26 protein-coding genes and 2 pseudogenes are annotated in these 26,437 nt (G+C 62.4%); 15 read left to right on the top strand and 13 right to left on the bottom strand.

Annotated features, from left to right (window positions below; translation table 11 throughout):
• The first annotated feature begins 25 nt into the window (after nucleotides 1-25).
• From BO996_RS18135 to BO996_RS29225, 4 genes are all read left to right on the top strand, one after another.
• Nucleotides 26-268 (top strand): type II toxin-antitoxin system ParD family antitoxin, encoded by a 243-nt coding sequence (locus BO996_RS18135; RefSeq protein WP_047219915.1) that lies wholly within the window; start codon nucleotides 26-28, stop codon nucleotides 266-268.
• Complete coding sequence (locus BO996_RS18130) at nucleotides 261-488, top strand: type II toxin-antitoxin system RelE/ParE family toxin (protein ID WP_083571175.1); 228 nt, start codon at nucleotides 261-263, stop codon at nucleotides 486-488. The genes BO996_RS18135 and BO996_RS18130 overlap by 8 nt, the downstream gene beginning before the upstream one ends.
• A 143-nt stretch (nucleotides 489-631) precedes the next feature.
• Nucleotides 632-2,074 carry an iron-containing redox enzyme family protein gene (locus tag BO996_RS18125; RefSeq protein WP_071956023.1) on the top strand — a complete coding sequence of 481 codons (1,443 nt, stop codon included), beginning with the start codon at nucleotides 632-634 and terminating at the stop codon, nucleotides 2,072-2,074.
• A 229-nt stretch (nucleotides 2,075-2,303) separates the two neighbouring features.
• Nucleotides 2,304-2,612, top strand: a complete 309-nt coding sequence (locus tag BO996_RS29225; RefSeq protein ID WP_156897985.1) for a hypothetical protein — start codon at nucleotides 2,304-2,306, stop codon at nucleotides 2,610-2,612.
• A 170-nt stretch (nucleotides 2,613-2,782) separates the two neighbouring features.
• Here the strand turns inward: BO996_RS29225 and BO996_RS29815 are convergent, their stop codons facing one another.
• The 3 genes from BO996_RS29815 to BO996_RS18105 all read right to left on the bottom strand — a co-directional run bounded on the left by BO996_RS29815 (nucleotide 2,783) and on the right by BO996_RS18105 (nucleotide 5,024).
• Nucleotides 2,783-3,295, bottom strand: coding sequence for a hypothetical protein (locus tag BO996_RS29815; protein ID WP_071956021.1), 513 nt, complete (start codon nucleotides 3,293-3,295; stop codon nucleotides 2,783-2,785).
• Nucleotides 3,296-3,561: 266 nt separating this feature from the next.
• Nucleotides 3,562-4,071, bottom strand: a complete 510-nt coding sequence (locus BO996_RS29810) for a hypothetical protein (protein WP_071956020.1) — start codon at nucleotides 4,069-4,071, stop codon at nucleotides 3,562-3,564.
• 11 nt (nucleotides 4,072-4,082) lie between these two features.
• Nucleotides 4,083-5,024, bottom strand: a complete 942-nt coding sequence (locus BO996_RS18105; RefSeq protein ID WP_071956019.1) for a hypothetical protein — start codon at nucleotides 5,022-5,024, stop codon at nucleotides 4,083-4,085.
• A gap of 594 nt (nucleotides 5,025-5,618) precedes the next feature.
• On the opposite strand from BO996_RS18105, the gene BO996_RS18100 reads away from it, so the two are divergent.
• On the top strand, nucleotides 5,619-6,017 hold the full coding sequence (locus tag BO996_RS18100; RefSeq protein ID WP_071956018.1) for a YkvA family protein: 399 nt from the start codon (nucleotides 5,619-5,621) through the stop codon (nucleotides 6,015-6,017).
• 286 nt (nucleotides 6,018-6,303) lie between these two features.
• Complete coding sequence (locus BO996_RS18095) at nucleotides 6,304-6,525, top strand: hypothetical protein (RefSeq protein WP_071956017.1); 222 nt, start codon at nucleotides 6,304-6,306, stop codon at nucleotides 6,523-6,525.
• Nucleotides 6,526-6,735: 210 nt separating this feature from the next.
• On the opposite strand, the gene BO996_RS29215 is transcribed toward BO996_RS18095, so the two are convergent.
• The 5 genes and pseudogenes from BO996_RS29215 to BO996_RS30070 all read right to left on the bottom strand — a co-directional run.
• Nucleotides 6,736-7,683, bottom strand: a complete 948-nt coding sequence (locus BO996_RS29215) for a hypothetical protein (RefSeq protein ID WP_156897984.1) — start codon at nucleotides 7,681-7,683, stop codon at nucleotides 6,736-6,738.
• Between the two features lie 98 nt (nucleotides 7,684-7,781).
• Nucleotides 7,782-8,617 (bottom strand): annotated as a pseudogene (locus BO996_RS18090) (restriction endonuclease).
• 83 nt (nucleotides 8,618-8,700) lie between these two features.
• Complete coding sequence (locus BO996_RS29805; protein WP_232240552.1) at nucleotides 8,701-8,925, bottom strand: Ltp family lipoprotein; 225 nt, start codon at nucleotides 8,923-8,925, stop codon at nucleotides 8,701-8,703.
• 8 nt (nucleotides 8,926-8,933) lie between these two features.
• Nucleotides 8,934-9,092, bottom strand: a complete 159-nt coding sequence (locus BO996_RS29800; protein WP_232240560.1) for a hypothetical protein — start codon at nucleotides 9,090-9,092, stop codon at nucleotides 8,934-8,936.
• A gap of 88 nt (nucleotides 9,093-9,180) precedes the next feature.
• Nucleotides 9,181-9,513: pseudogene (locus tag BO996_RS30070) on the bottom strand (restriction endonuclease); the annotation flags it as partial.
• Nucleotides 9,514-10,000: 487 nt separating this feature from the next.
• Here BO996_RS30070 and BO996_RS18075 point away from each other — a divergent pair.
• The 7 genes from BO996_RS18075 to BO996_RS18045 all read left to right on the top strand — a co-directional run bounded on the left by BO996_RS18075 (nucleotide 10,001) and on the right by BO996_RS18045 (nucleotide 18,024).
• Entirely contained in the window at nucleotides 10,001-11,239 is a 1,239-nt protein-coding gene (locus BO996_RS18075) for an alpha-xenorhabdolysin family binary toxin subunit A (protein WP_071956016.1), read from the top strand.
• A 77-nt stretch (nucleotides 11,240-11,316) separates the two neighbouring features.
• Nucleotides 11,317-13,725, top strand: a complete 2,409-nt coding sequence (locus tag BO996_RS18070; protein ID WP_232240366.1) for a hypothetical protein — start codon at nucleotides 11,317-11,319, stop codon at nucleotides 13,723-13,725.
• Nucleotides 13,722-15,020, top strand: a complete 1,299-nt coding sequence (locus tag BO996_RS18065) for a hypothetical protein (RefSeq protein ID WP_071956014.1) — start codon at nucleotides 13,722-13,724, stop codon at nucleotides 15,018-15,020. The genes BO996_RS18070 and BO996_RS18065 overlap by 4 nt, the downstream gene beginning before the upstream one ends.
• A gap of 120 nt (nucleotides 15,021-15,140) precedes the next feature.
• Complete coding sequence (locus tag BO996_RS18060; RefSeq protein WP_198041245.1) at nucleotides 15,141-16,544, top strand: MFS transporter; 1,404 nt, start codon at nucleotides 15,141-15,143, stop codon at nucleotides 16,542-16,544.
• Between the two features lie 242 nt (nucleotides 16,545-16,786).
• Nucleotides 16,787-17,050, top strand: a complete 264-nt coding sequence (locus tag BO996_RS18055; protein WP_071956012.1) for a plasmid stabilization protein — start codon at nucleotides 16,787-16,789, stop codon at nucleotides 17,048-17,050.
• Nucleotides 17,040-17,342 carry a type II toxin-antitoxin system RelE/ParE family toxin gene (locus BO996_RS18050; protein ID WP_071956011.1) on the top strand — a complete coding sequence of 101 codons (303 nt, stop codon included), beginning with the start codon at nucleotides 17,040-17,042 and terminating at the stop codon, nucleotides 17,340-17,342. The genes BO996_RS18055 and BO996_RS18050 overlap by 11 nt, the downstream gene beginning before the upstream one ends.
• A gap of 244 nt (nucleotides 17,343-17,586) precedes the next feature.
• The gene (locus tag BO996_RS18045; RefSeq protein ID WP_071956010.1) at nucleotides 17,587-18,024 is read left to right on the top strand and encodes an OsmC family protein; all 438 of its coding nucleotides are present in this window, start codon (nucleotides 17,587-17,589) and stop codon (nucleotides 18,022-18,024) included.
• A gap of 42 nt (nucleotides 18,025-18,066) precedes the next feature.
• On the opposite strand, the gene azu is transcribed toward BO996_RS18045, so the two are convergent.
• The 5 genes from azu to BO996_RS18020 are packed head-to-tail and all read right to left on the bottom strand — an operon-like array spanning nucleotide 18,067 to nucleotide 24,083.
• The gene (azu, locus tag BO996_RS18040; protein WP_083571173.1) at nucleotides 18,067-18,558 is read right to left on the bottom strand and encodes an azurin; all 492 of its coding nucleotides are present in this window, start codon (nucleotides 18,556-18,558) and stop codon (nucleotides 18,067-18,069) included.
• Nucleotides 18,559-18,605: 47 nt separating this feature from the next.
• Nucleotides 18,606-19,460 (bottom strand): ABC transporter ATP-binding protein, encoded by an 855-nt coding sequence (locus BO996_RS18035; RefSeq protein ID WP_198041244.1) that lies wholly within the window; start codon nucleotides 19,458-19,460, stop codon nucleotides 18,606-18,608.
• A complete protein-coding gene (locus BO996_RS18030; RefSeq protein ID WP_071956009.1) occupies nucleotides 19,457-20,545 on the bottom strand; it encodes a FecCD family ABC transporter permease in 1,089 nt (362 codons plus the stop codon). The genes BO996_RS18035 and BO996_RS18030 overlap by 4 nt, the downstream gene beginning before the upstream one ends.
• On the bottom strand, nucleotides 20,542-21,753 hold the full coding sequence (locus tag BO996_RS18025; RefSeq protein ID WP_071956008.1) for an ABC transporter substrate-binding protein: 1,212 nt from the start codon (nucleotides 21,751-21,753) through the stop codon (nucleotides 20,542-20,544). Before BO996_RS18025 ends, BO996_RS18030 begins: the two co-directional genes overlap by 4 nt.
• 14 nt (nucleotides 21,754-21,767) lie before the next feature.
• The gene (locus BO996_RS18020) at nucleotides 21,768-24,083 is read right to left on the bottom strand and encodes a TonB-dependent receptor (protein WP_071956007.1); all 2,316 of its coding nucleotides are present in this window, start codon (nucleotides 24,081-24,083) and stop codon (nucleotides 21,768-21,770) included.
• A 152-nt stretch (nucleotides 24,084-24,235) separates the two neighbouring features.
• On the opposite strand from BO996_RS18020, the gene BO996_RS18015 reads away from it, so the two are divergent.
• Both BO996_RS18015 and BO996_RS18010 read left to right on the top strand, forming a co-directional pair.
• Nucleotides 24,236-25,000 carry a response regulator gene (locus BO996_RS18015; RefSeq protein ID WP_013802320.1) on the top strand — a complete coding sequence of 255 codons (765 nt, stop codon included), beginning with the start codon at nucleotides 24,236-24,238 and terminating at the stop codon, nucleotides 24,998-25,000.
• Nucleotides 25,000-26,433: an ATP-binding protein gene (locus tag BO996_RS18010; protein ID WP_071956006.1), complete on the top strand. Its 1,434-nt coding sequence runs from the start codon at nucleotides 25,000-25,002 to the stop codon at nucleotides 26,431-26,433. The genes BO996_RS18015 and BO996_RS18010 overlap by 1 nt, the downstream gene beginning before the upstream one ends.
• The last annotated feature ends 4 nt before the right edge of the window (nucleotides 26,434-26,437 follow it).

Here is a 26,437-nt window from a genome sequence, read left to right as displayed (position 1 = left end):
ATTGGTACATCGTCTGGAGAACGCCATGAGCCGAAACACATCCGTGGCCCTGGGGCCGCACTTCACGGAATTCATTGATGCCCAAGTCCAAGGCGGGCGCTATGGCACCGCCAGTGATGTGGTCAGAGCCGGGTTGCGGCTGCTGGAAGAGCACGAAATCAGGGTGAAGGCATTGCAAGAGGCTCTGAACGCTGGCCGTCAGTCCGGCGAGCCGCGCCCGTTTGACAGCGAAGCGTTTTTGAGCCGCATGCACGCAAAGCATGGCTAAGCCCTACCGACTGTCGCCGCTGGCCGAAGCCGATCTGGAGGAAATCTGGCTCTACACGCTCAGGCACTGGTCGGTTGAGCAGGCAGACTCCTACCTTCGCAACCTTGTGGAGACATTCGAGGGATTGGCCAAGAGCACGAAGCAGGGCCAGCAGGCCGGCGCCCAGTACCAGCCAATGCTCGCCGGCAAGGCCGGGCCGGATCCTGTTCCCCTGCCATGAGCGCGGGCGCCAGGGCGACGGCGGTCCGGCCCGGGCGCCTGCGCCAAGGGTAGGCGTATTACGACGCACAGGAAGGCGTTGGCCCGATGGCTGTACCTAGGGCCACACCGCATCCTGAAGGCGTTACGGACCAAAGCCCCACCATGAACACAGAACTGCTGGACCCCCCACGTATCGAACCGGCCGCTGGCGCAGGCACGCTTGAGCCTTCTTTCCTGCATGTGCCGCTCTACGAGCGCCTGGCCAACCATCTGCCCACCGAACAGGAGCGCCAGGCTGCTGCGGACTTCCTGCACGGCGTGATTGCCGAGACCTCTGCCGATGCCGATGGCCTGCCGGACAACCCGGAGCACCTGACCGACTGGATGCGTGCCAATGTCGAAAAAGTGCACGCCCAGTACCAGGCCTACCTTGCAGAGCGCAAGGCGGGTGCGGCACGCCGCTACTTCGGCAACCGCGCCCATGCCCTGTACTTCCTGCGCAATGTGGCGCCTACCAAGCTGGTGGACGGTTCCTGGCTCTACGGCCTGTGCGCGCATGCGGGCAACTCACGCATGTCGGACCTGGTCACCACCTATGTGGAAGAACTGGGCGACGGCATGGCCGACAAGAACCACGTCAAGCTCTATCGGGAGCTGCTGGCCAGGTATGGCCTTGATCCCGTGGAGGACCTGCCCGACGACCTGTACCGGCAGGGGCTGGTACAGCTGGCGCTGGGCTGGAATGCGCAGCAGTTCCTGCCCGAGATCGTGGGATTCAACCTGGGCTATGAGCAATTACCGCTGCACCTGCTCATCACCGCCTACGAACTCAATGAACTGGGAATAGACCCCTACTACTTCACCCTGCATGTGACCGTGGACAACGCCGACACCGGCCATGCCCGGCGCGCCTGCATTGCCGCGTGGGAGAACGCGCCGCGCATTGACGATGGCGGCGAATACTGGCGCCGCGTACGCGCAGGCGCCCGGCTGGCAGACACGGGCACCAGCACGCTGGACGTGATCAGGCAGTTCGATATCGAAGCTGAGGTGGTGCGCATCCTGGCGCGCAAATCGCCTTCCGGGCATGGCGCGCACTCGGACTTCTGCAAGGTGGCCGGCCGCAGCGTCAATGACTGGCTGTCCCGTCCGCGGGACATGCCTGCCTTCTTGGACGCGCTGGAGCAGGCACGCTGGATACAACGCAACCGGCCTGCTGAGGAAAGCCGCTTCTGGCAGCTGCTGCAGGGCGAGCGGGCAGAGATGTTCGGTGTTTTCTCTCCCTATGAGCTGCAAGTCATTCATGACTGGCTGCGTGGGCCGGCCAGTGCGGATGGCGCATCCTTCGAATCCGTGGCCGAGCCCGGCAAACCGGCGCGGCGCATGAGCTTTCGCGTGGCCGAGCGCCTGCGCACATCCCGTGGCGCGCGACCGGACCCGGGTCGCAGCGCGCAGGAACTGGACACCGACCTGATGCTCTTCGAGCAGCGCTACCCCACGCTAGATCCAGCGGCCCAGCATGAGTTGCTGGTACAGGCCATGTCACCGGGCCTGCACTGGACGCCCCTGGGCCTGCGCGCCACCCGCCTGTTCCTGGGCCGGTAGGCCATTCGACCCCTCTTTACCTACCCGGGAAAAATCATCTGGTCATTGGGCAAGACTGGCTTGCTCTTTGACCCATTCCCGGCTTTTGCCGCGCACGCACCAGGCGGGATTCTTTACCCAGTCTGTGAAATAAATGGTGGGGTGGTCTTCCAGAATATTGCAGCGTGTATAGCCCAGTTTTGGCATGGCATAGTATTGCAAAGGAGTTATTACAAGAAGACAAGTAATCATGATCACTACTCCCGTGATTGTGGTAATCGTGAAAATGCGCTCTGAGATTTTCAGGATACTTGATCTGCAAGGAATTGATTTTTGTACAAGAAAAATAATTCCTGTGATTGACATTATAGGGAAATACGCCACTAGCAAACTGGATGGTGTAATTCTTACGGATGGAGCGGAATTTTTTAGATCAATTATTGTGTTTAGAAATGAGTATTTTGTGCTCCATATTGATAGTGCTGAAACCAATAGAAGGGAAGGAATGCCATGGATTAAAGATTTTCTGAACTCGGTCAGATTATTTTCTTCCACTTAAATATCCATATTTTTCGATTAATAGGTGCCAGCAGATTGCTGGGCTGTACCGAGCGTTTGTCTTTGTTTTTCTTCTTTTGCTTCTGTTGCTTAACTCTCTCAGGTTGATGGCGCCATCTCTGATTTCCCTTTGTCATACCACCACTCAGGTGGATACGCCTTGACGACATTTCACCGAGATCCATGGTCTGAATCATTGGGCAGGTGAGCTTGCTCATTGACCCATTCCCGGCTTTTGCCTCGCACACACCAATCGGGATTTTTGACCCAGTCAGTGAAATATATGGTGGGATGATCTTTCAGAATGTTGCACCGCGTATAACCAAGCTTTGGCATGGCATAGTATTGCAGAGGGGTGATGAAAAAGAAACAAAGAAGCACAACGCCAGTCCCTGTGAATACTGAGAAGGCAAAGATACGCTCCGCTATTTTTAAAGTGGGCTCTTTGCAGGGAATTGATTTTTGTATCATGGCAATAATTCCTGTGACTGCAATTACTGGGAAATATAAAATTGCCAGATGAAGTGGTGTAATTCTCACTGACGCAGAAGAACTCTTTAGGTCAATGATGGTGTTGAGAAAGGAGTATTTGATGCTCCAGATTGATAGAGCCAAAATCAGTAAAAATGATGGAATACTCCATATTAGAGATTTTCTGATTTGGGCTATGTCTGTTGCTTGCATTTAAGTTCCTGTTAATTTTCTAATAGGCGCTAGCCTATTGATAGATTAGGGTGAACAGGTACACGTCATTGGTCAGTATGGGATGATCTGATCTTCATTCGCTACCTATGCTGTGACGAATGATCAGATTCAAGTGCTTGGCTTAATGTCTAAGGAAACTCGAAGGACCTGCGGGGAGCCTGCGAGGAGTCTTTCTAGTACATAGGGAGTCAAACTATGCGGGATAGGCAAAGAATACTGCATGCCTTGTGGTCTGTGCCTTTTATTTATGGATTTGACTCAGTGCTACCGGCTAGTCGGGCTTGCTGTTTTACCCACTCTCGGCTTTTGCCACGCACGCACCAGTCAGGATTTTTCACCCAATCTGAATAATAAATATTTGGGTGGCCTTTTAATATATTGCAACGGGTATAGCCTAGTTTTGGCATGGCATAGTGCTGCAAAGGAGTAATAATAAAAAGACAAAAGAGTATAAGAAAAATACCGGCAAATATAGAAGTTGTTAAAATCCGCTCCGGGATTTTTGTTATGCCTACCTTGCATGGAATTGCCTTTTGTATCATGATGGTAATTCCTGAAACTGAAATGATTGGTGCGCATAGTGCAACCAAATCGGATGGCGTTATTCTTATTGTTGGGGATAGGTTTCTCAAGTCATATATTGTTTCAAGAAGAGAATATTTTATACTCCAAATTGATATGATCAGCATTAATAAAAAAGACGGGATACTCCATATCAAAGATTTGCGGACTAAATTTAAGCTTCTATATTCCATGTGAATATTCGTTAATTTTTTCGGTGAATAGGGTGTAGCAGATTTACCGACTCTCCTGAGAGCACAGTTTCTTTTGTTTCTGCTTCAATGTTGTGGCGTAACTCTTGCGCGGCAACGGTATTGAAATTTACGCGATATATACCATTGTTTGTGCTGTTTGTTGTGATTTTTAGTGCAGCAATTACTTTCTTTTTTATTTCCAAAGCTTCATCAATTTTATTTAAATTAGCTCCGGTAAGAAGTACCATCACCGCCATGACGCTTAAAGGCCAAATGGCAATGGTTGTCACGCCCGTAGCTATCAGTCCCATACCGACACCCAAGCCAACCATCGTCGCCAACCCCGCCTTGACTGCCTCCACTCCAATCCCTCCCACCAGGTCATGCATGGTCTTCTCGTCGTTGAAGATGAAGTCCAATGTCTCCACGCCGATGCCCACGACCAAACTCAAGATGAAGCCCCCTCTGGCAACGCCCTGAAGGCCGCGCATGCCCAGGCCCATCTGGACCATGCGGGGATTGGTGGTGAGAAAGCGCGTGCCCTGCAGCAGATTGCCGCGAAACCCGGCTCGGCCCGTGATGATGATATAGGTGCCTTTGGGCGTCGCCTTGACATAGGTGCGCGCACCGGCAAGGCGCAATGCAATCAGCGTTCTGGTGAACAGGTACGCGTCATTGGCCAACATGGAGGCGGGGATGGTCCAGGATTTGCCGGCATTGGGGCTGGCCGTCTGCGTCCAATACTTGCCCAAGGCGCTTTGGGCCAGGATGGCGCGCAGGCTGGCCTCCAGGCGTGGGTCATTGCGCGACCTGTCTTTCAGGACGCCTATGAACTCTTGCGGCGTGAGTACCACCACGTCCACCTGCTGGCTGTCCATGGCACGGGTGATCTGCCTGTTGAAGGCCTTTTCATAGCTGATATACGGGCGGGTGAGATCTGTGGATGTTGCCATGGCCTGCAAGCGAATGGTTAATGGAATGAATAAGGAAATGGTGGTTTGCCAAATGCCAGAAAAATCACAAACGCAGGCCTCCCATCAGGCCTGTGGGAAATCAGGTCAGATCAAGGTGTAAGAGTGGGAATTGCGCGTTCGCAATCATTCCCAAGGCCAATGTCAATCAATGGCCTGGGAATTCCGTTGTGAGAGTCCGGCTATTTGATTTCTTGGGTATCTGGAAGTCAAGCAGAAAGGCTTATGGCTGATTATTTTCAGATTATTCCTAGATGCATATACGACATGCATGCCTTGAGTGCAGTCGATATGGGTCTTGGAATGGGGAAGAGGGCGGTGATAAAGCCTTGCCAGTCAGGGCAGCCATTTGCCCCAGTGGACGCAGGCCACCCGACACCGCCGTGCTGCGGGCCTTTGCGGCCACAGGCACGGCGCCGTGGCGATACGGACATGAAGACCCGGTACAAGGAAACCGCGCGCAGCGCGGCTGGCGTTCCATATCATCGAGTGCTGCGCGGGCCTGGCGGCGCAGCACCAACGGCAACGGCAACGGCAAGCCGCCATCATCCAGCCCGTTCACAACCTCGCACATCCATGACAGCCGGTGAAAAATTGAAGGCCTGGGCACGACGCATCAAGCGCGATGGCGTCACCCTGTGGTTTGCCTGCAAGAGCCCGCATACGCCCTGGTATGCCAAGGCCCTGGGCGCCTTCGTGGTCGCCTACGCCCTGAGCCCCATCGACCTGATCCCTGACTTCATCCCCGTGCTGGGCTATGTGGATGACGTCCTGCTGCTGCCCGCGCTGATCTGGCTCACCGTGCGGCTGCTTCCCCCTGCCGTGCTGGCCGACAGCCGCCAGCAGGCCGAGGCCTGGATGCAGGTCCAGGGCCGCAAGCCCCGAAGCCGTGCCGGAGTCGCCCTGGTGGTGGGCGTCTGGCTATGCGTTTGCGCGGGGGCCTTCCTTGTGGTCCGAGGGCGCTGGGGTCTTTGAGCGCGGCGCCTTGCCGGGCTGAGCGGCGGCGGGCGGTCAACAGTCAGGATGCGGGCGCTGCGCCAGGGCGCTGTATCATCACGTCCAGGTGCTGAACACACCTTCACAGGCGGTCCCGCCACACTCCCGAAAGCAGTTGGACGTACTCACAGGAGGCCTTATGGCTGCTTTCCTTGCGGGCGTATCAATGCCCGAACCGTCTCCCAATCCTTTGCGTGGTCCCGTGCTTCGAGCACTTGGGCATTCCTTTGCGTCAGCCGCCAAGCGTGCTCATTGAGGAGTTGCCATGCTGTACTTTCAACTTTCCGAGCCGGAGTACAACAGCCTGCGGCGCGTGCAGGATCAGTTGGGGCTGATTTCCAGTTTGATCATTGGCGCCTACCCGGGGCATGCCTTGGAGCCGGTGACTCCGGGGCAATTGCTTGCATTTATTCAGGCGCAGGAAGAGGCGCTTGAGGGGGTGATGGGGGGAGTTAGTGAGCGCGGGGTGGTGAGGGAGACAGATTGACTGTGTGCGGCCCTGGGTGGCCACGCATGTAATGCGTGGCCTTTCTAGGTGCTTTTGCTGTTGCTAGCAGGGTCTGGAGCACGTGGAGAGCGGGGCTATTGAGGACTGCTCTCGACCATAATCAGTCGGCCAGATTCCGGTTGCTTCGGTCTAAGTAACTATCATTTGAAGACTGATAAAAATAATTCAATAAACATATGTAGATATAATTTAATATTTTCTTAATTGATCACGAAAAATTTGCAAATTGATTTTATTTGTATTATTTCCGCGTATTGTAAAAAAATGTCTTTGAAATTTAGGGCCGCTTGATGTTTTATTAAGTGGTATTCTTATGTGGCATAAAAATAATAGTACCTTATTTAAATCCATCATATATTCTTCTGTTAAAATTTTATAATACGAGTTTTCAGCAATTTCTAATATTTTTCTAGCTTCAACCTCACCATTGGGAATTTTATTTCCATTGTCGAGATATTCTTTCCAAAAGACTTTTGTAAAATCCAAGGCGACTATGGATTTATTTTTTTCAATTCTTTTCAGATTTAATTGACTAATTGCTTTTTTTATATTTCTTGTTAATGATTCAATAGTTTGAATTCTTTTGCACTCTATAAAGAAGTCATTCTCGCCAGAAGAAGCGCTAACATCAATGCTCCCATCCTCCTTCGTATTTCCAAGTACTACGCCAAAACCGGACTTTTTCAATTTGGCCGCGACATTAAGTTCGAAAATTTTATTTCTAGCAATATTGTTTCCGTTGGTTTTTTCTTCATTTATGAACGGTACTCCATTAACCGCATCTATGAGATTTGATTTATAATCTTTGTTATCAAAATCTGATAGCGCATTAATAATAGTGCTTATCTCCGATAACTCGGACATCATCCAAATTTGATAGGAGTTCAGTTTTTCATATTTTTTAATTATTGCGTTAATAGAGTTAAATTCTTTAAGGCTTTTGTAGAATCTGCTAGATTTATTAATATTTATTTTTCTTAGAGAAGAAAGAATTGTTTCTATATTTATAGAATCTCTTACCTCATCTTGCCTAAAGTATTTTTTATCCTGCTTTTGTGATTTATTGAAAATAGAAAACAATTCAGATGAGGTTTTCCACTCCAAGTAATAAAAATGAATGCCTGAGTAGTTTTTCATCAAAATGCCATGTGTGAGAAAATATTTAATAATACAACTTATTTTGAGTAAGTAAGCCTTGAAGTTCCGCTTCGGGTCGAAAGCAGACCTTTTCCAAACTAAACTCCATTCCCAAGCATCTCCCGTGTCCCCCGACACCACGCTCCAAACGCCGAACACCCCCAAAACGCCTTCCCAGCCGCAGGCCCTCGCTTGGCAACCCGCTTAACCATGGCTTTCCCGCATTGAGGACAGCCGGGTATTGGGGCGGCAGCCGGTTGCACTGTGTCAAAAGCAGGCTCCGTCTTGACGGGCTCGGCCACAGGCGCAGGGTTCGCCAAAGGTACAGAAGCCCGGGCCTTGGTTGTTGAAGCCGCTCCTGTCTGGACCTTTGCCTCCTTCAGCAATTTCATGAGCGCGGTGCCGTCCATGAGGTGGATATTCCTCCCTGCAGCAAACGCCACAGCTTCCTGAGTAAACCGGCCAGAGGTCACCACAAAGCCGGCAGCGGCCCCATCAGCCGCCATGACGCCATAAAGCTCGCGCACCGTGGAAACGCCCACCTTGAAGGCTTTCCACTGCTTGCATTGCACCAGTGTCTTTTCGCCATCCTTCGAGAGGACCAGGTCCACGCCACCATCGGGCCCGCCGCCACCGGTTTCCTTGACGCTGTAGCCGCGCCGCTGAAATCCCTCTCCTACCAGCGTTTCGAATTGCTGCCATGACATGTTCTGCAGCGCATCCGCGCTGGCGCACTGCGAAAATGGCCGCACCGGCCAGGTAGATGAGCGGCAGGATGTATTAGCCCCCGATAGCCAGGCCTTGCCGGATGGCGGTGGTGGCCAATTGGCCGATTTGCTGCGGGCTTTGTGCGCAGGCAGGGGGCGGATTGCATGGAGTGCAGCGTCATGTAGTTGGCAAGTGCCAATGCAGTCCCAGCCCACCAAGGCAGCATGGCGACCAGATCGATGAGGTCTTTTGCCGTGCTGCTCTAATAAAAATTCGGCTGTCATTTTCCCCAATATGCGCGCTGTTTATTTAGCAAGCACCGGCTTCGCGTGCACCCGCAGTTGCCTGGCTTTTGGTGTATTTATCCCCTGCGCTTGATGAGAGCTGTGCGATCAGACCTTTGCAAGAAAATCCCATCAAACTGAGATACTGCTTTGCGGACCTCGCAGCCTGTTTTTCCCAATCCACATTGAGGCTGTCCACGGCCGCCGTTGCATCTGCGCGTTTATAACCATCTCCGGCCTCCGAAGACAGTTGCTCAATCAGTCCATTGCGAGAGAAACCTGCACGCTCAGGTATTGATTGGCAGAGCGAACAGCATTTTTCTGCGGGGCAGTGAGGCTTTGCGCCCATGCAGGCGTTGCGCCAATCAGGGTAAGCGCGATGAGCGACGTGTTGATGCGATAGGAGATATTTTTCATGATTGATATTTTTCAGAGCAGATAAATGAAACTTCTTGAGATGGCAAACGCGGATACCTTCATTGAGCGGCTGTTCGATTTCTCTCTATGACATGTCCTGCAGCGCATCCGCGCTGGAACTGGTCGAGGTGGTTTCGAGCAACCGGCTACGGCGGCGCTTGCGCACGGCGGAAATGGCCGCGCCAGCCAGGCAGATGAGGGGCAGGATGTATTGGCCCCCGGTAGCCAGGCCTTGCCAGATGGCTGTTGTGGCCAATTGGCCGATTTGCTGTGGGCTTTGTGCTGCAGGCAGGGGACGGATGGCAATGGAGTGCAGCACCATGTAGCTGGTGAGTGCCAATGCAATGCCAGCCCACCAGGGCAGCATGGCGACCAGATCCATGAGGTCTTCTGCCGTGCTGGTCTTTCGTTTTCTTGCCACTCCCGCTCCTCCATCGTTCAAATTGCCGAACATTTTGCAACATTTATGGGTGAGGCGAATTCCTGTGCCAATGGGTGCGGTGAAATCAAGAGAAATTGACACTGATGGTGTCTTCTGGTTGGCGATGAATGTTCGCAATGCGCTATTGATTGCATAGCAGGTGGTGCATGCCTGGTCTGCGAAATTCCTTGTCTTGTCATTTTGGGCAATGGACTGATCGTGCTCATTGCCATGGGTCGCGCAGGGGACAGGCGCCATTGGGTGTGAGAGAGCAGTCCGGCGGCTGTCCTTATCCCCAGTGCTGTATGAATTTGTGTCACTTGTTTGGGGGACATACAGGGCCATGGCGGCTGCCTAGCATCCGGTCGATTGGAGCGCAAGAGGAGGGTGGGTGATGACTGCGGGGCGGTCATTTCTTCAACGCCGCCGCTTGTTTGCACACCGATTCGAGGCCGAATCCGGCCCTTCACCATCAGGAGCCTTCGCCATGTCCGACTCTGCAAATTCAACGAATGCATTCACACCGTCTGCCGATATCTACAAGGGAATTTCCGTTCTCAGTTCAGAGGACTGGATCGGGCTGACGACGTTCTTCGAGTCTGCAGTCACCGACAACCCGACCACCACGGAGCTGATGCGCGCCATGCTGGGCATGCAGAAGCAGGATGCGTTTCGGCCGGAGTTTTCCGAAGCGGTGGAGCTGTTCGTCACGCTCAAGGGTGTCGGCCAGAAGTTCAAGGCCGATGTACAGGACAAGATGCTGACCCTTGCCGACGATATCGTTCAGTACAACGATGTGGCGGCAACCACCTATGAGCGGTTGATCGAGCTGGTGGACCGATTCGATCTGGAGGGGGCTCCCACCCCATCGGCGGAGCCGGCGGTGGAAGCGAAATGGAAGGCCCTGGTCAAGGTTTGGGAAAGCGATACGCCCAGCGGGCGTTCGGAGCAGATCAAGCGCAATTTCAGCAGCGCGCTGGAGCAGTTGATTGAAGACGCCAATGCGCGTTCGGTGCGTGCCTTCGCGCTGCAGAACTCCATTCTGGACAACAGCAACGGAATACTGGTGCGCCTGAATGCCTGCAAGACCGCATTCAATGGACAAAAGCAGAAGTTCACGACCACTCTGGGCGCCGAGGGTGCTGCCAACCAGAAGCTGAAGGCCGCCGTGGAGAAGCTGGAGAACGACTTGAAGGCCCTGCGCCGCAAGGAAAAGGATGAAGTCATCGTGCTGTCCACGTCTCCGGCCTATCTGGCCATTCCGCTTTTCGGGCCGCTGATTCTGGCGGGGGTGGATATCGGTGTGGGTGCGGACCTTGCGGTCACGCGCAGGAAGATTGCCGAGAAAGTGGATGAGGTGAGAACCATCCAGGCCACGATGGCCACGAACGAGCGATTCATCGGCTACTACAACCGAAGCAATGATCGCTTTGACAGCATCAGCAAGAGCATTGAAGACCTGGGCCCCAAGCTCAAGACGCTGGGCGAGGCATGGCGCGCGATTTCTGCCGATCTGGGCAACATACACAAGGTCTTGAGCACCACCGGCCGCAAGTCCCTGCAGGGGGAAAACTGGTTCAGCCTGACGGTGGTGCTGGGCACGGCCAAGAAGGGCTGGGCGCGTGTCGCCGGACAGGCAGACCATTTCCGCCGTTTCGGCGGCACGCCGAAGAAGGCGCAGAGCGTGGACCAACTGGTGGAGCTTGCCAGCAAGAAGGCAGCCTGAGCGATCTGCTCCGGCCTTTGTCCAACCGCTGCACAGGTGCAGTGCCTTACCTGGAACCACCCGCCATGACTTCAGCAATGACTCCCCTTGAATTGCGAACCCTGATCGATCGCTACCGAGCCGAGGGCCTGGTGCCGCCAGGGCCGCTGGTCTGCAGCGGTGGCCGGGCGCCGGACGGCAGCTTCAATCCCTTCGGCACCGTGGCCGATCTGGTGGTGGACCTGAAGGTGTCGCTGGACGAGGCCGACGCGGCCGGCCTGCAGGCGCTGGACATCCATGCCGATACCGTGGTGGTGCCCGAGGGGTTCGACAGGCGGCTTGACGGTGCGGTGCGGCGGCTGACGGTGGTTGCCCGCCGCATTGTTTCCGAAGGCACGACGGTTCTGCGCATGCTGCATGACGCGGACAACGAGCTCAGCAGGGTGCGCATTTTCGTGGAAGCCGTGGAGGGCCGGTTCACGCTGTACGGCGGCCCCACGCGCGACACCGCTTATGCGCTGGAGGAGGCCTGGGACACGGTGGCGCGGCCGCAGTTCAGCAATTTCCTGTGGCAGGACAACCGGGCTGTGGTGAAGCACACCCCCGTGCCGCCCGGCCTGCTGGAGCATGGCGAGCCGATGCACAGGGTGCTGGCCGCGCTGTTTGGCCTGAGCGCCGGCATGGCGGGCAGGCCCGGCCACAGCGAGGCCGAGCTGGCCTTGTGCCATGAGGCGCTGGCCTGGATCACGCGCTGGTCAGGGGTCGAGTCCGGGTTTGGCGAGTTGATCCAGGCGGCGGGTTCGCTGCAGCGTCTGCTGCCGGTCATGGGCGTTGACGGGCTGGCCAGGCCGATTCCTGATCTGAGCGCCGGCAGCTATCTGTCGCTGGCCAAGGCCCGGCAGGAGGTGATGGCGGCCATGGAGGCCCACCTGCGCAGCCTGCGCGCCAGCGGCGAGCTGGCAGGTGCCGTGGGCAGCGTCGCGCAGGCGTTTGCCGACCGGGATACCTTGGACCTCAAGACGCTGGAGGCACGTTGCACCGAGCTGGAGCAGCGGTTGATTCAGCAGATCGAGGCCCTTGACCGCGCCGCACGCACGGTGCGCCAGGAGGAGCTTGAAGCGGAACTTGCCGCCATGCGGCTGAAGCTGGCGAGCGACGTTGCCCAGATCGTGCGCACCGTGAAGATGAGCCTGGAAATCGCCTTTGGCGTCATTGCGGTCGCGGGCAGTGTGGCGGCCCTGTGCGTGGGCGTGCCGCCCGACCCGAAGGCGCTGACCGAGACCGGTCAGAAAGGCGTGCTCGGCCTGAAGGATTTGTACGGGCAGGCCAAGACGCTCGGCGGCAGCATAGACGGCCCGCTCAAGGCGCTGAAGGCCCTGGGCCAGTCGTTTGCCATTCCACTGAAATGGGCCAGGCACAACTCCAGCACGCTCAAGAATCTGGTGGATCCCGCCAAGGGCGCATTGAATGCGGTGCTGCCGGTGATCCGTGGGCCGCTGGGCGGGCTGGATGTCGAGGGGATTTCCCGGGAGCTGGGCGACACCATGCGTGCACTTGCGCTCATGCCGGATGCCAATGAAGCCAAGGCCGCCTGGACGGTGCTGGAGAACGATGCAGTCAACCGGCTGGATCTGGTGCTTGCCACGGAAGGCACCGAGGCGGCCGTGCGCAACGCCGCCAACACCCTCAAGACACAGGTGCAGAAGGTGGCCATCTATGGCCGCCTGCTGGCAGAGCAAAGCGCATCCAAGAATGCCATTGCCCGTGAGCTTGCCACGCTCAAGCTGGAATACGTTGCGGTGATCGGCAAGCGCAAGCGCCTGCAGGCGCTGGAGCAGCAGGCGCTGACAGAGCTGGAGCGCAGCGCGCGGCTGCAGGGGGAAATCACCCTCAGGGCAGAAAGTGCGCGCCGCGGCTTCTTCGTGGACTGCTTCGGGGTCCGCGCCGCACAGGCCTACGAGACAGGCAAGCAGCCCGGCCACCGTCTTTCGATGCCGGGCACGGCCGCTGCCATGGCAGATGCACACGCCACCCTGCTGGCAGACCACGCCAGCGCGCAGGCGGCCAATGCGAGGACCCAAGGGGATCTGCGGCGGGAATTGCGGGTCACTGACGCCGCGCTGCTGCAGCAGCTGGCGCATGGGCAGCCCATCAGCCTGTCCATTGCCACCAGCCATCCGGCACTGGCCAGCTACCGCCGCATCCGCCTTTCGTCGGTGCAGGCCTGGCTGGAGTTTGCCGATGCCTCGGCCCAGCGCATCAATATCGACATGGTGACCGGCAGCGACTTTCACGACAGCACGGGCAACGGGGACGAGAGGCTTTTCTGCTCGCCCCTGAAGATCAACTTCACGTACGCCGGCGACCAGATCGAGTTCTCGCAGCATCTGGGAGACGTCTGCCCGACGCCGTTCACGACGTGGCTGATCGAAGTGCTGGAGCCCCGACAGATGCCGGCAGCGCCTCGGGCCCTGCGCCTGTTGATGGCCGGCACTGCCGCCAAATGACCCGGCTTCTGTGGCTGCCCGCCGCTGCCACGGCGCTGTGCTGCGGTGGCGCTCTGGCATCAAGCTGCCGCGTCGAAGCCGAGCCCGCGCGTGAGCCAGTCGCAAGGCAGGTATGGACCGATATCGCCGAGTTCTCGTTCGTGACCGGGCTTGATCTGGACGATGCCAGCGGCCGCATGACGCTGGTAAGGAGCCTGGAGAGCATGCAGTCGTTCCCTGCACTGAAGGCGGCATCGGCCGCTTGGGGCACGCTGCGTGCCCGTATCGACGGGCTGGCCGATACGGTGCAAAAGCTGGGGCAGGCCGTCGGGCGTTTGCAGCAGCTGTGCGACCAGCTGGATGCCGTTTCGCTGGCCCCCGACGCACCGCTGGACGAGGCCCGATGGAATGCGGGTGTCGCAGCCGTCGAGACGGAGATGGATGGGGCCATTGCGGCGGCTGCACCCGTCGTGGCGCAGCTGGAAAGTCATGCCTCGCTGCTTCGCGTGGCCGCCGCGCACCATGCCAGGCAGCCGCCACCGGCAAACGCGGTGGTCCGCCTCGGGCCCGCGCCGCAGGCGATGGCAACGGAATACAGCACCCTGGCATTACGCTGGCGGGCCGTGGCCTCCGACCTTGCAAATGCTCGCCGCATCTTGCCGGTGAGGCCGGTGCGCGGCTCGTCCGCGCCCTTGATCGCCATGACGGCCGCCATGCGGGAACTGGCACGGATCTCCGCCGAGGCGCACGCACTCTCGGCCCAGCGGCTCAGCGATGCGGATTTTCGGCGCTACGAGACGGGCGACTACCTGTACGACCAATGCCCCATGCTCAAGGACCGCCAATGGGTCGGGCTGCAAAACCTGTACTGGAGTGAAAGGCGCAACGCGGTAGCGCTGCTGCAGGGCACGGGCCTGGTGTCGCCTCCCGGGCTGTACAACGTCAAGCCATGGCAGATTTCCGTTCCGGCCATGATTCTGGGCGCCGACAGATGGAGGTTCATGCGCACCGGCAAGGGCTACTGGCTTGTCCAGAATGCGGCGTTCGGACCGGGCACCATGGCGCTCGATGTCACCAGCGTGGCCGGGAAACCGCATCTTGAGCTGAAGATGACGGCGTCAGCGGGAGACTCCCCCCGCTTCAGCGGCCAGCAATGGCGCTGTGCGCCCAGTGACCTGCCGGGTCAGTTCCATCTCTACAACCGCTTCCTGTCGGATGCCATCGTGCTGGATACGGCCAATGACAATGGCATTGCCGTCATGCTGCCGGCCACCAGCCGCTCCTCTGGCCAGTATTGGCGCGTGATTGATCGGTAAGAGGTACTTGGGGGCAGGACCCCCTTGATCTCAACCGCACTTGAGGTTGCATGCTCCAGGCTTCTCGTCGCCATGGCACTGCGCCATGGTCGGCGCAGACCTTGCAACCAAGAAGCATCCATGCCCCATCAAGATTCCCTCACGCTGGACGATCAGGTCCGGCCGACGACCGCCGAGAGCTGGTCCATCCTGTCCTCCCCCTACCGCCTGACGACGATCGGCATCGTCTCGCTGGTGGCCTTGATTGCCTTTGAGGCCCTGGCCGTGGCCACCGCCATGCCAGCGGTGGCCCGCGCGCTCGATGGGGTGCCGCTGTATGCGGTTGCCTTTGGCGTGACCCTGGCCACCAGCGTGGTGGGCATGACGGTTGCGGGCGGCTGGTGCGACGCGCGCGGGCCGGCGGCGCCGCTGTGGTCTGGCATGGCGTGTTTTGTGGCGGGGTTGCTGCTGGCGGGCTTTGCGCCTTCCATGCCGGTGTTTCTGGCGGGGAGGCTGGTTCAGGGGCTGGGGGCTGGTGGCATGTCGGTGGCGCTGTACGTGCTGGTGGGCCGGCGGTATCCCGAGGCACTGCGGCGGCGCATTTTTGCGGCGTTTGCCACTGCCTGGGTGGTGCCCGCGCTGGTGGGGCCGGCGTTGAGCGGCCTGGTGGTGGAGCACCTGGGCTGGCGCTGGGTGTTCCTGAGCGTGCCCCTGCTGGCCTTGCCGGCCGGGGCGATGCTGCGCCCGGCGCTCCAGGGCCTGGGCGGCCATGGCCGGGGCATGCAGGGCGGTGTGCAGCGCGGGCTGTGGGCCCTGGGCGCGGCCACGGGCATCTGCCTTCTGTATGTGGGCGGGCAGAGGCAATCGGCGGGCGCCTTGGGGGCGGTGGCGGTAGCCGCGGCCTTGTCGCTGGTCTGCACCTGGAAGCTCTTGCCGGCCGGCACGCTGCGCGCCGGGCGCGGGCTGCCCAGCGTGATCGCCTTGCGCGGGCTGGTGTTTGCAGCATTCTTCGGGGCCGAGGCGTTTCTGCCGCTGGTGCTGGCGCGCGAGCACGGGCTGTCAGCGCCCATGGCGGGGCTGGTGCTGAGCGCGGGTGCGCTGGGCTGGTGCTCCGCTTCCTGGTACCAGGGACACAGCCGCAACGGCTGGAGCCGTCACCGCTTCCTTCGTGTGGGCACCAGCGCGGTGCTGGCGGGCGTGCTGCTGACGGCATCGGTGGCCTGGCCGGCCGTGCCCGTGTGGGTGGCGGTGGCGGGCTGGATCGTGTCGGGGCTGGGCATGGGCCTGCTGTCGGCAAGCCTGTCGGTGCTCACGCTGTCCATGTCCGCGCCCGGCGAGCAGGGCTCCAACAGCTCGGCCCTGCAGCTGTGCGAGGCCATTGCCGTGGCGGCCACCCTGGCCATTGGCGGATCGCTGTTCGCGGCCTTGCTGGAGACTTCGGCCCAGGCGGCCTATCTGGCGAATTTTGGGGTTGCGGCCGGGGCGGCGGTGCTGGCGGCGGTGATCGTGGGGCGAACGGATACGCGGCAGGTGTTTGTGGGGTGAGGGGGCAGGAGGCTGATCCAGCCGCAGGAGTGGGTATCCACAGTCTTTTTAGTGCCATGGGGTGGCGGGGCCTGGGCTCGGGTTTAGCGCAGGCACCGCTGCGCGGACGGGGTGCCGATCACTCACGCGATTGAGCGGCAGAAGGAGCGACAAACCGTGGGCTATCATCATCCGTCAGGTCCATCCGCGTAACAGCCGTCTGTTGCGCTGGCAGTGCGGCCTGCAACGTCTGGAGAGCGGCTATGACCACCACTACGCACTATGAGAACGCCAATTTTCTGCGTGAACTTGCGGAGAACCTGCCACGTATTCTCCCCACCAGTGGCTCCGACAAGATGGAGCTGCTGCAGCGCCTGGCGGATGAGGAACTGGCCCAGGCGGAATATGACGATTGGGTGCGCGCGAAGGTGGAGGCCGCCCGTTCGGACAAACAGACCGGGATGAGTACGGATCAGGTGCGGCAACTCCTGCGGGATCGTGCCGAGGAGTTGCGTGGTGGCGCATAGGGTCGACTGGCGTCCGCCTGCAATTGAGGATATGCGGGCGCTTTTTGAATATTTGCTCGAGCATGCTTCGCTGTGGGACGCGGAGAACGTCACGGAGCAAGTGCTGCGCTCCACAGACCGCCTTGCCGAGTTTCCGCGCTTGTATGAAGCCGATCCGCGCTATGGCGATGGTGTCCGCCGCGTCAGTGTTGCCGGTCAGAACCTTTTGTATGAAGTGGATGACCAGGCGCAAACTGTCAATATCCTCGCCGTAGTTGGGCAACGCCAGCAACCTCGGCTGAGGAAGTGCTGATCGCCCGAACGGGGTCGGCAATGCACCCGGCCGACTGGATGCCGCATCCGTCCGCCCCGTCTCCTCAACGCAATTTGAAGATGGCCTTGTTCGTGTCGAATAGGGAGGAATGCCCGGGACAGGGTCGTCGATTCTGTTTCTGTAGGACGTGCGCGCAGGGGCTGGCGCGCCCCGGGACCACGCCTTGCCCTGTGGCGCCTGTGCTGTGATGGCGGCTTGTCCAATCAACGCACAGGAGAAACACATGTCCGAGAAAACCGCTTCCGTCCATTGGGAAGGTGCAGGCAAGACCGGCCAGGGCCGCATCAGCACGGAGACCGGCGCGCTCAAGGACCATCCCTACGGGTTCGGTAGCCGCTTCGGGGATGACCGCAAGGGAACGAATCCCGAGGAGATCGTGGGCGCCGCGCATGCGGCCTGTTTCACGATGGCCTTTGCCTTTGCCTGCGAGAAGGCGGGCATCGCCACCGAGATGCTGGACACCACGGCCAAGGTCCGGCTTGCCAAGGATGGCGAGGGCTTCAAGATCGACCGCATTGCCCTCACGCTGCAGGCCAAGGTGCCCGGCATCGACGATGCGCAGTTCCAGAAAATCGCCCAGGAGGCCAAGTCCCAGTGCCCGCTGTCCAAGGCGCTGGCAGGCGTGCCCGAGGTGACCCTGGTGGCCACGCTGCTGCCTTGAACGCGCAGGCCCTTTGGGCCTTTGCCGCGTGGTGACGCTGCCTCAATCCTCCAGTACCAGCCTTCCCCGCATGGGCAGCGCATGCGAGGGATACGAGCAGAAGTAGGCATAGCTCTCGCCCTTTTGCAGGCGCGCCACGGGGAAGGTGACCGCGGCATGCTCGCCGCCCGACAGCATTTGCGTGGCGGCGATGACGCGTGCGTCGGCGTGGTCCACCCATGCCCGCTCGGGACCGGCGCGCAGGCCGTCGGCGATCACGGCGTCGATGTCGGCGCTGCGGGCCAGCACCCAGTTGTGGCCGGCTTCCTGCCAGGGCTTCCTGCCGGTGTGGACCAGGTGGACGGTGAAGTTCTCGCAGCGCGCGCTGACGCGGATTTCCGCCAGGCTGAAGCGTTTGCCGGGCTGGCCTTCAATGGTGGTTTCGCAGGCGGGATGTGCCACGCTGGACGCGGGCGTGGCGTGGGCATGCTGGGCCTGGGCGTTCATGCAGAAGGCGGCCAGCAAGGCAGCGGCGGCGGTGATGCGGGTATGCATTCGGAAGCTCCAAAAAAAGCGGATGGATCTGGAATCGGGGACCGGGCTCAGGCCGCAGGCGTCAGCCCGTCCACGATGACCTGGGGAAGGCCCTGGGAGCAGGGCTCCACCCGGGCCTGCACGCCGTAGACGCGGGCCAGCAGGGCGGGGGTGATGGCCTGGGCGGGCGGGCCGTCGGCCAGCAGCTGGCCTTGCTTGAGCACGATGACGCGGTCGGCGTGGCGCAGGGCGGCGCCCAGGTCGTGCAGCACGACCAGGGTGGTCATGCCGTGGCGGCGCGTTTGCTCGCGCACCAGCTGCATGACGTGGAACTGGTGGTTGAGGTCCAGGGCGGACAAGGGTTCGTCCAGCAGCAGCACGCGCGGTTCGCGGATCAGGGCCTGGGCCAGGCCTGCAAGCTGGGACTGGCCGCCAGACAGCTCATCGAGGTGGCGCATGGCCAGGTGGGCGATGCCCAGGTGCTCAAGCAGGGCGGCGGCCTGGGTGACCGCATCCGGGGAGCCGGCCTGCTGCGGGCGCGTGGTGTGTGGCGAGGCCTTGCGCGCGGCCAGCAGTGATTCGATGACGCGCAGGTGCACGGCGGCCGGCAGGGCCTGGGGCAGGTAGACGATGCGGCGCGCGCGCTCGGCCAGGCTGGCGTGCTGCAGCTCCTGGCCTTCCAGCGTGATGCTGCCCTGGGCGCGCACCAGGCCGGCCAGGGCACGCAGCAGGGTGGACTTGCCGCTGCCGTTGGGCCCCAGCACCACGGTGAGCGTGCCGGCGCGCAGCGGGGCGATGTCCAGCGATTCGATGACGCGTCGGCGCCCGTAGGCGACGCTGAGACCCTCGATCTGCAGACCATCTTGCGTGAGAGGTGGCAGATAGGTGGGTGCGAAGTGCGGGGTATTCAGGGAGGTGCTCATGTCCGCCCCCGCGTGCGCAGCACGATGGCCAGGAAGAAGGGAATGCCCACCAGCGAGGTGACGATGCCCACCGGGATGATCACGCCCGGGATCAGCGTCTTGGACGCCACCGAGGCCAGCGACAGCACCAGCGCGCCGATGAGGGCGGCTGCAGGCAGGTAGAAGCGGTGGTCATCCCCCATCATGCGGCGCGCGATGTGCGGTGCCACCAGGCCGATGAAGCCGATGCTGCCCACAAAGGCCACGGACAGCGCGGCCAGCAGGCTTATTCGCAGCAGGGCGCCCAGGCGCAGTCGGCGCACGTCCACGCCAAAGCTGGCGGCACGGTCCTCGCCCAGGCGCAAGGCGGTGAGGCGCCAGGCGTTGAGCAGCGAGAACGGCAGCACCAGTGCCAGCGCGGCGGCCAGCCCGGCCACCTTGGGCCAGGTGGCGCGCGAGAGGCTGCCCATGGTCCAGAAGACCAGGCCCTGCAGCGCCTCGGCCGTGGCCACGAACTGCAGCAGCGAGACCAGGGCGTTGAAGCTGAACACCAGGGCAATGCCGAACAGCACCACGCCCGATGCGCTCATGCCGCCCCAGCGCGCCACCAGATCCAGCAGCAGGGCCGAGGCCATGGCGAACAGGAAGGCGTTGGCAGGCACGGCCCAGGCCGTGGGCACGCCGGGCAGGCTCCAGTCCAGCACGATGGCCAGGGCCGCGCCAAAGGCGGCGGCCGAGGACAGGCCCAGCGTGAACGGGCTGGCCAGCGGGTTGGCCAGCACGGTCTGCATCTCGGCGCCGGCCAGGCCCAGGGACAGGCCCACGGCCACGGCCATCAAGGCGTAGGGCAGGCGAATGTCCCAGACGATGACGCGCAGCGCAGGCGGCGCCTGGTCGGCATGGCCCAGGGTGGCGATCAACTGGTTCAGCGCCAGCCCGGAGGGGCCGGTGGTGAAGTCCAGCAGCAGCGCGCCCACGATGGCCGCAGCCAGCAGGGCCAGCACCAGCACGCGCAGGGCGGTCAGGCGCCGGTAGCCCCTGGCCAGCGGCGTGGCGCTGGCGGCCGGGCTGGCGAGCTCCACGGGCAGGTCGGCGGCCATGTTCATCGCGCGGCTCCGCTGGCCGCTGTGGCCGCTGCCTTGGCAGGTGCATCGCCCCAGAAGGCGCCGTGCATGGGCAGGGCGGGCAGGAAGCGGCGGTTGATCTCGCCCAGTGTGGCCTGGGGATCGATGTCGCCAAAGCGCTCTGGGTAGAACCACTTGGCCATGGCCTCGACGGCCAGGATGTTGGTGGGCGCGTCGTAGAAGTTGTGCCACAGGCCGTGGGCGCGGCCCTGGCGAACGGCGCCCAGCACCTCGAAACCGGGGCGCGCGGTCAGCGCCTGCAGGCTGGCCGAGAGGTCGGCCGGCGCCACGCCGCTGCCGGCCTTGAGCATGAGGCGGTTGCTCTGCGGGCGGCTGCCGGTGGCGATGTAGACCTCGGGGTCGGCGGCGATCAGGGCTTCCTGGTGCATGTCGCCGATGGCGCCGGGCACCTTGCCGGCCGCGACGTTGATGCCGCCGGCCGCCTCGATGAACTCGCCCATGTTGCCCTTGCCCACGGTGTGGCAGCAGCCGTCCCAGACGCCGGCCAGCAGCTCGGCGAAGACGCGCGGGCGCTGGCTGGTGGGAATGCCCTCCACGCGCTGGCGCACCTGCTGCAGGTGCTGCTCGTAGAAGCGCGCATAGGCCTCGGCCTGTTCCTCGCGGTGCACGGCCTTGCCCAGGATGCGCATGCTGGCCAGGGTGTTGCGCACGGGCTGGGCGCGAAAGTCGATGAAGACCACGGGCACGCCGGCCTTCTTGAGATCGTTGACCAGGCCGCTCTGGCGCCCCGGCCCATGTCCGCCCAGGCCGAAGATGGCGATGTCGGGCCGGGTGGAGACCGATTGCTCGGCGCTGACGCTGTCTTCCGAGGTGCGGCCGATGACCGGGATGCGGTCTATGGCCGGGAAGCGGCGCCGGTAGTCGGCATAGCCGTTGGGGTCGGCGAAGGGCAGCTCGCCCTGCCACCCGGCGATGCGGGCCAGCGGCTGATCACCCTCGATCAGGGCCAGGGCGTAGAGGAAGCGGCCCTCGCCCAGCAGGATGCGGTCCACCTTGGCGGGGATTTCGACCGTTCGGCCGACGATGTCGACCACGGTGGTGGCCGATGCATTGGCAGCGGTGCCGGCAGGCGAGGCCGCAAGCGCGGAGGCGGACAGCAGGGCGGCGGCGCAGGCTGCGGCCAGGGCCAGCACGGCGCGGCGTGTAGGGAGACGTTGGGTGGATGTCATGGTGTGGCCCCGGCTCAGAAGGACAGGTCCAGGCCCGCCGTGTAGGTGCGGCCCGCGCCCGGCACGCCGTACAGCTGAAAGCCGTCCAGCGAGGCGCCGATGCGGCTCCAGTAGAAGCGGTTGGTGAGGTTGTTGATGTTGAAGCGGGCCGTGAGCTGGCGGTTGATGCGCCAGCTCAGCGCCAGGTTCTGCACGAAGTAGCTGGGCGCTTTTTCGTGGTCGGCCACATAGACGGGGTGCACGCCGTTGGGGCCGTTGACCGTGCTCGACGTATTGTTCTGGCCGCCCACCATGACGTTGTCCGTATAGCGGCGCTCACCCACATACTGCGCGCCCCAGCTCAGGGTGACGGCGGGCGTGACCAGGAAGGAGGTCCAGACGCTGCCGCTCCAGTCGGGCACGTTCCTGGCCTCGGCACCTTCGTTCGCGCCCTTGGTGAGGCGGCTCTTCAAGTGGGACAGGCCGGCGTACACCGACCAGCGCGACGTGATCTCGCCCTGGGCGCCCAGCTCGAAACCCTGCACCCGCTTGGCGGGCAGGGCGCGCACGGGCGAGACGCTGTCGGGGCTGTACTCCCACGATTCGCTCAGCTCGGTGCGGAACACGGCGCCGGTCAGCGACAGGCGCCCGCCCAGCACGTCCCACTTGCTGCCTGCCTCCCAGGTGCGCGACAGGGCCGGCGCATAGGCCAGCTGCGCGGCCGTGCCGTAGACGCCGTTGTTCGTGGTCACGCCCATGGCCGATGGCTGGGCCGCGCGGCTGTAGGAGACATAGATGGAGCCCTCGCTGGCCGGCTTGTAGACCAGGCCCAGGCGGCCGCTGAGCGCGCCGTCCGTGCGGCTGGCGCCGCCGTTGTTCGCCTGCCAGCGGTCGTAGCGCAGCGCCGTCTGGGCCTGCCAGCGCGGCGAGAAGGTGATGGTGTCGTTCACATACACGCCCGCGTTCTGCACCGTGGCGCGCGCGCTGCCCGCGCCCACCACCGTGGGCGTGCCCGGGAAGATGGTGGCCGGGTCGGCCATGTCGAAGCCCAGCGTCCCGGTGGGCAGGTCCATGCTGCGCTCGCGGTCGCCATAGGTCTCGCGGTACAGCTCCAGCCCTGCTGTGAGGTCGTGCTTGAAACCTGCCGTCTCGAAGCTGGTGCGCACATCGGTCTGGTTGTTGGCGATGGTGTAGCGCTTGGACACTGGCACCGAGGCCAGGCGCAGCGAGGCATTGGCGCCCGTGGTGTCCACCAGGCCGTAGTCGCCATAGGACAGGATGCCGCCCGGCGCCGTCACCAGCCCGCCCAGGCCCACATAGCCCAGCGAGTTCCTGCTGCTGCCGCTGTTGAAGCGCGCGGGCGCCAGCACGCTCCAGTTGTCCGAGCGCTCGTAGCGGAACTGGTTGCGCACCGTGGCCGTGGGCGAGAGGTCATGCTCCACGCGGGCCGTCACCATATCCGTGCGCGATTGCTGGGTGTAGAGGTTGGAGGCGCCGTACCAGGCATTGCGCGGCACGCCCGGCATCACCTGGCCGCCCGTGCCGCGCTGAATGGGCAGGCCGCCATCGGGCGTGTTGTCGTCCACCTGGTGGAAGACGTTGACCACGGTGCGCGTGGAAGTGCCCAGGCCGTGGGCGAACGAGGCTGCCACGCCGTAGCGGTCGTAGTCCACCACGTTGCGGCCGGCCACGTCGTTCTGGTGCTTCATGAGGTTCAGGCGCACGGCGCCGGTCTCGGCCACGCTGCGGTTCAGGTCGGCCGTGGCGCGGCGGTAGCCATCGCTGCCCACACCCACCGAGCCGTTGTAGAACGTGTCGCGCCTGGCTTCCTTGCTGACCAGGTTGACGCTGCCGCCCACGGCGGACACGCCCGACTCCACCGAGCCCGTGCCCTTGTAGACCTCGGCCTGCTCCAGGTTGAAGGTGTCGGTGCGGCTGGCCATGCCGCCGTCGCGCACGCCGTCGATGGTGATGGCCTGCTCGGCCGAGAAGCCGCGGATGGTGAAGAAGTCACCCCAGCCCAGGTTGCCCTCGCCCGAGGTGAAGGTGATGCCGGGCACGTTCTGCAGCACCTCCTGCAGGCTCTGGGCGTTTTGCTCGCGGATCAGCTCGGCCGGCACCACGTTGATGCTTTGCGGCGTGTCGCGCAGCGGCTGGGTGAGCTTGGGCGACTGCACGGCGGCGGGCTGGTAGGCAGGCGCCTCACGCGTGGAGCGGACCTCGACCGTGCCCAGGGGCGATGCCGGAGCGGCCGCAGTCTGGGCCACGGCCAGGGTGGAGAAGGCGCCCAGCGTCAGCGCAAGGCTGGTGGACAGGGCCGGAGGGAAACTGTTGGAGTGCTGAGAAGACATGGCGACGAATCACTAGAATGAAAATCGTTCTTATTGACGAGCAGGACTCTAGTGACGCGACAGCGCAGACAGGGCAGCGACCGCCGGGCAAATGCAATGCTCCATTGCACAGGCTGCCGCCACAACATTCCATTACAAAACGCCGTGCGCCAATGCAATCCATGAGCGCACCAGCCGCCGCATCCCCGGCCGCCCAGGGTCCGCGCATCCTGGTGGTGGACGACGACCCCGACATCCGCGAGCTGCTGTGCGACTATCTGCGCGCCTCGGGCATGCGCCCGGCCGCCGTGGGTGACGGCCAGGCCATGTGGGACTGGCTGGGCCGGCATGCGGCCGACCTCATCGTGCTGGACCTGATGCTGCCCGGCACCGACGGCCTGGCCCTGTGCCGCAGCCTGCGCGAGCGCACCCACATCCCCGTGGTCATGCTCACGGCGCGCGGCGCCTTGCTGGACCGCATCCTGGGCCTGGAAATGGGGGCCGACGACTACCTGCCCAAGCCCTTCGATCCGCGCGAGCTGCTGGCGCGCATCAAGGTGGTGCTGCGCCGCGTGGCCCAGGCACCGGCGCCTGCCAGCGAGCCGGAGCACCTGCCCGTGCTGCGCTTTGCCGGCTGGACGCTGGACATGCGCGCGCGCGAGCTGCGCTCGCCCCAGGCCGTGCTGGTGCCGCTGGCCCAGTCCGACTATCGGGTGCTCTGCGCCCTGGCCAGCAACCCGCACCGCACGCTGAGCCGCGACTACCTGGCCGACCATGTGTTCGGCCGCGAGCGCCAGGCCCAGGACCGCGCCATCGACGTCTGCGTCAGCCGACTGCGCCAGCACCTGGAAGACCCCGCGCGCCAGGCCAGCCTGATCCGCACCGTGCGCAACGCCGGCTACGTGCTGACCTGCGACGTGGTGCCGCAGGCATCGTGATGGCTTGGGTGCAGGCCGGCGCGCTGCTGCGGCGCCTGTGGCCGCAGACGCTGTCCGGGCGCGTGGCCCTGATCCTGGTGGCCGGCATGCTGGCGGCCCAGGCGCTGACGGGCACCATCTGGTGGGAAAGCCGGCGCAGCCAGCTGCTGGAGGTGCCGCTGCGCCTGCTGGGCGCGCGCGCCGCCGATTCGCTGCTGCTGCTGTCCTCGCTGCCGCCCGAGGCGCGGGCCGCTGCCGTGGGCACGCTGAGCACGCAGGGCTACCAGCTGACCCTGATCGATGCGGCCCGCGCACGGCGCCTGATGGATGACCTGGCGTCCGCTCCCGCCGATGCGGCCGACGCCATGGCCGGCGATCTGCTGGCCGATGTGCTGGCACGGCGCGTGGGCGCGGCCGTGCCGTTCCACCTGCTGGCGCTGGAGCTGCACGGCGGCGCGGAAACCCTGCTCACCGCCCATGAGCCAGAGGCCCATGTGCGCATGCTGCTGGGCCTGGGCAACGGCCAGTGGCTGCAGGTGCAGGCCGTGGAGGGAGAGGCCGGCTACCCCGTCAGGCCCTACTGGGCGCTGGCCGACTACGTGCTGCGCATCTACCTGCTGCGCATCATCGTGGTGGTTGTGGTGGCTCTGCTGGCCGTGCGCCTGGCCATGCGTCCGCTGGCGCGCATGGCCAGCGCCGCCGACGCGCTGGGCAAGGACCTCAAAAGCCCGCCCCTGCCGCTGGACGGCCCGCGCGAGGTGCGCCAGGCGGCCCAGGCCTTCAATGCCATGCAGCAGCGCATCGCCGATGGCGTGGCCGAGCGCACGCGTTTCTTTGCAGCCGTCTCGCACGACCTGCGCACGCCCATCACGCGGCTGCGCCTGCGCTCGGAAATGCTGGAGCCCGAAGCCCTGCGCGACAAATTCCGCCGCGATCTGCAGGAGATGGAAGCCATGGTCACCGCCACGCTGGACATGCTCACCGGCGCCGACGCGCGCGGCGAGCACCAGGCGCTGGACATCAACGCCCTGGTGCAGGGCGTGGCCCAGGACCTGGGCGAGGCGCATGGAGTGCACATCCCCATCACGGGCCGCGCCCTGCGCCCGCTCGATTGCTATCCCCACAGCCTGCGCCGTTGCCTGCAGAACCTGCTGGAGAACGCGCTGCGCTATGGTTGCGACGCCGAACTGCGCATCAGCGACAGCGACGATTTGCTGCGCATCGACGTGCTGGACCGGGGGCCGGGCATTGCCCAGGAGCAACTGGCCCAGGTGCTGGAGCCGTTCTACCGCATGGAGGCCTCGCGCAACGCGGGCTCTGGCGGGTTTGGCCTGGGCCTGTCCATTGCCGATGCCGTTGCCAAGGCGCACGGCGGGCGCATTGTGCTGGGCAACCGGGAGGGGGGCGGGCTGGAGGCGGTGCTGGAGCTGCCGCGCAAGACTCCTGCCCGCTGATCAA

It is taken from the genome of Delftia sp. HK171 (assembly GCF_001886655.1).
In the GTDB taxonomy this organism is placed as follows: domain Bacteria; phylum Pseudomonadota; class Gammaproteobacteria; order Burkholderiales; family Burkholderiaceae_C; genus Comamonas; species Comamonas acidovorans.
Note: the sequence above shows the minus strand (reverse complement) of the source record. Positions and strands in the feature narration are given on the sequence as shown.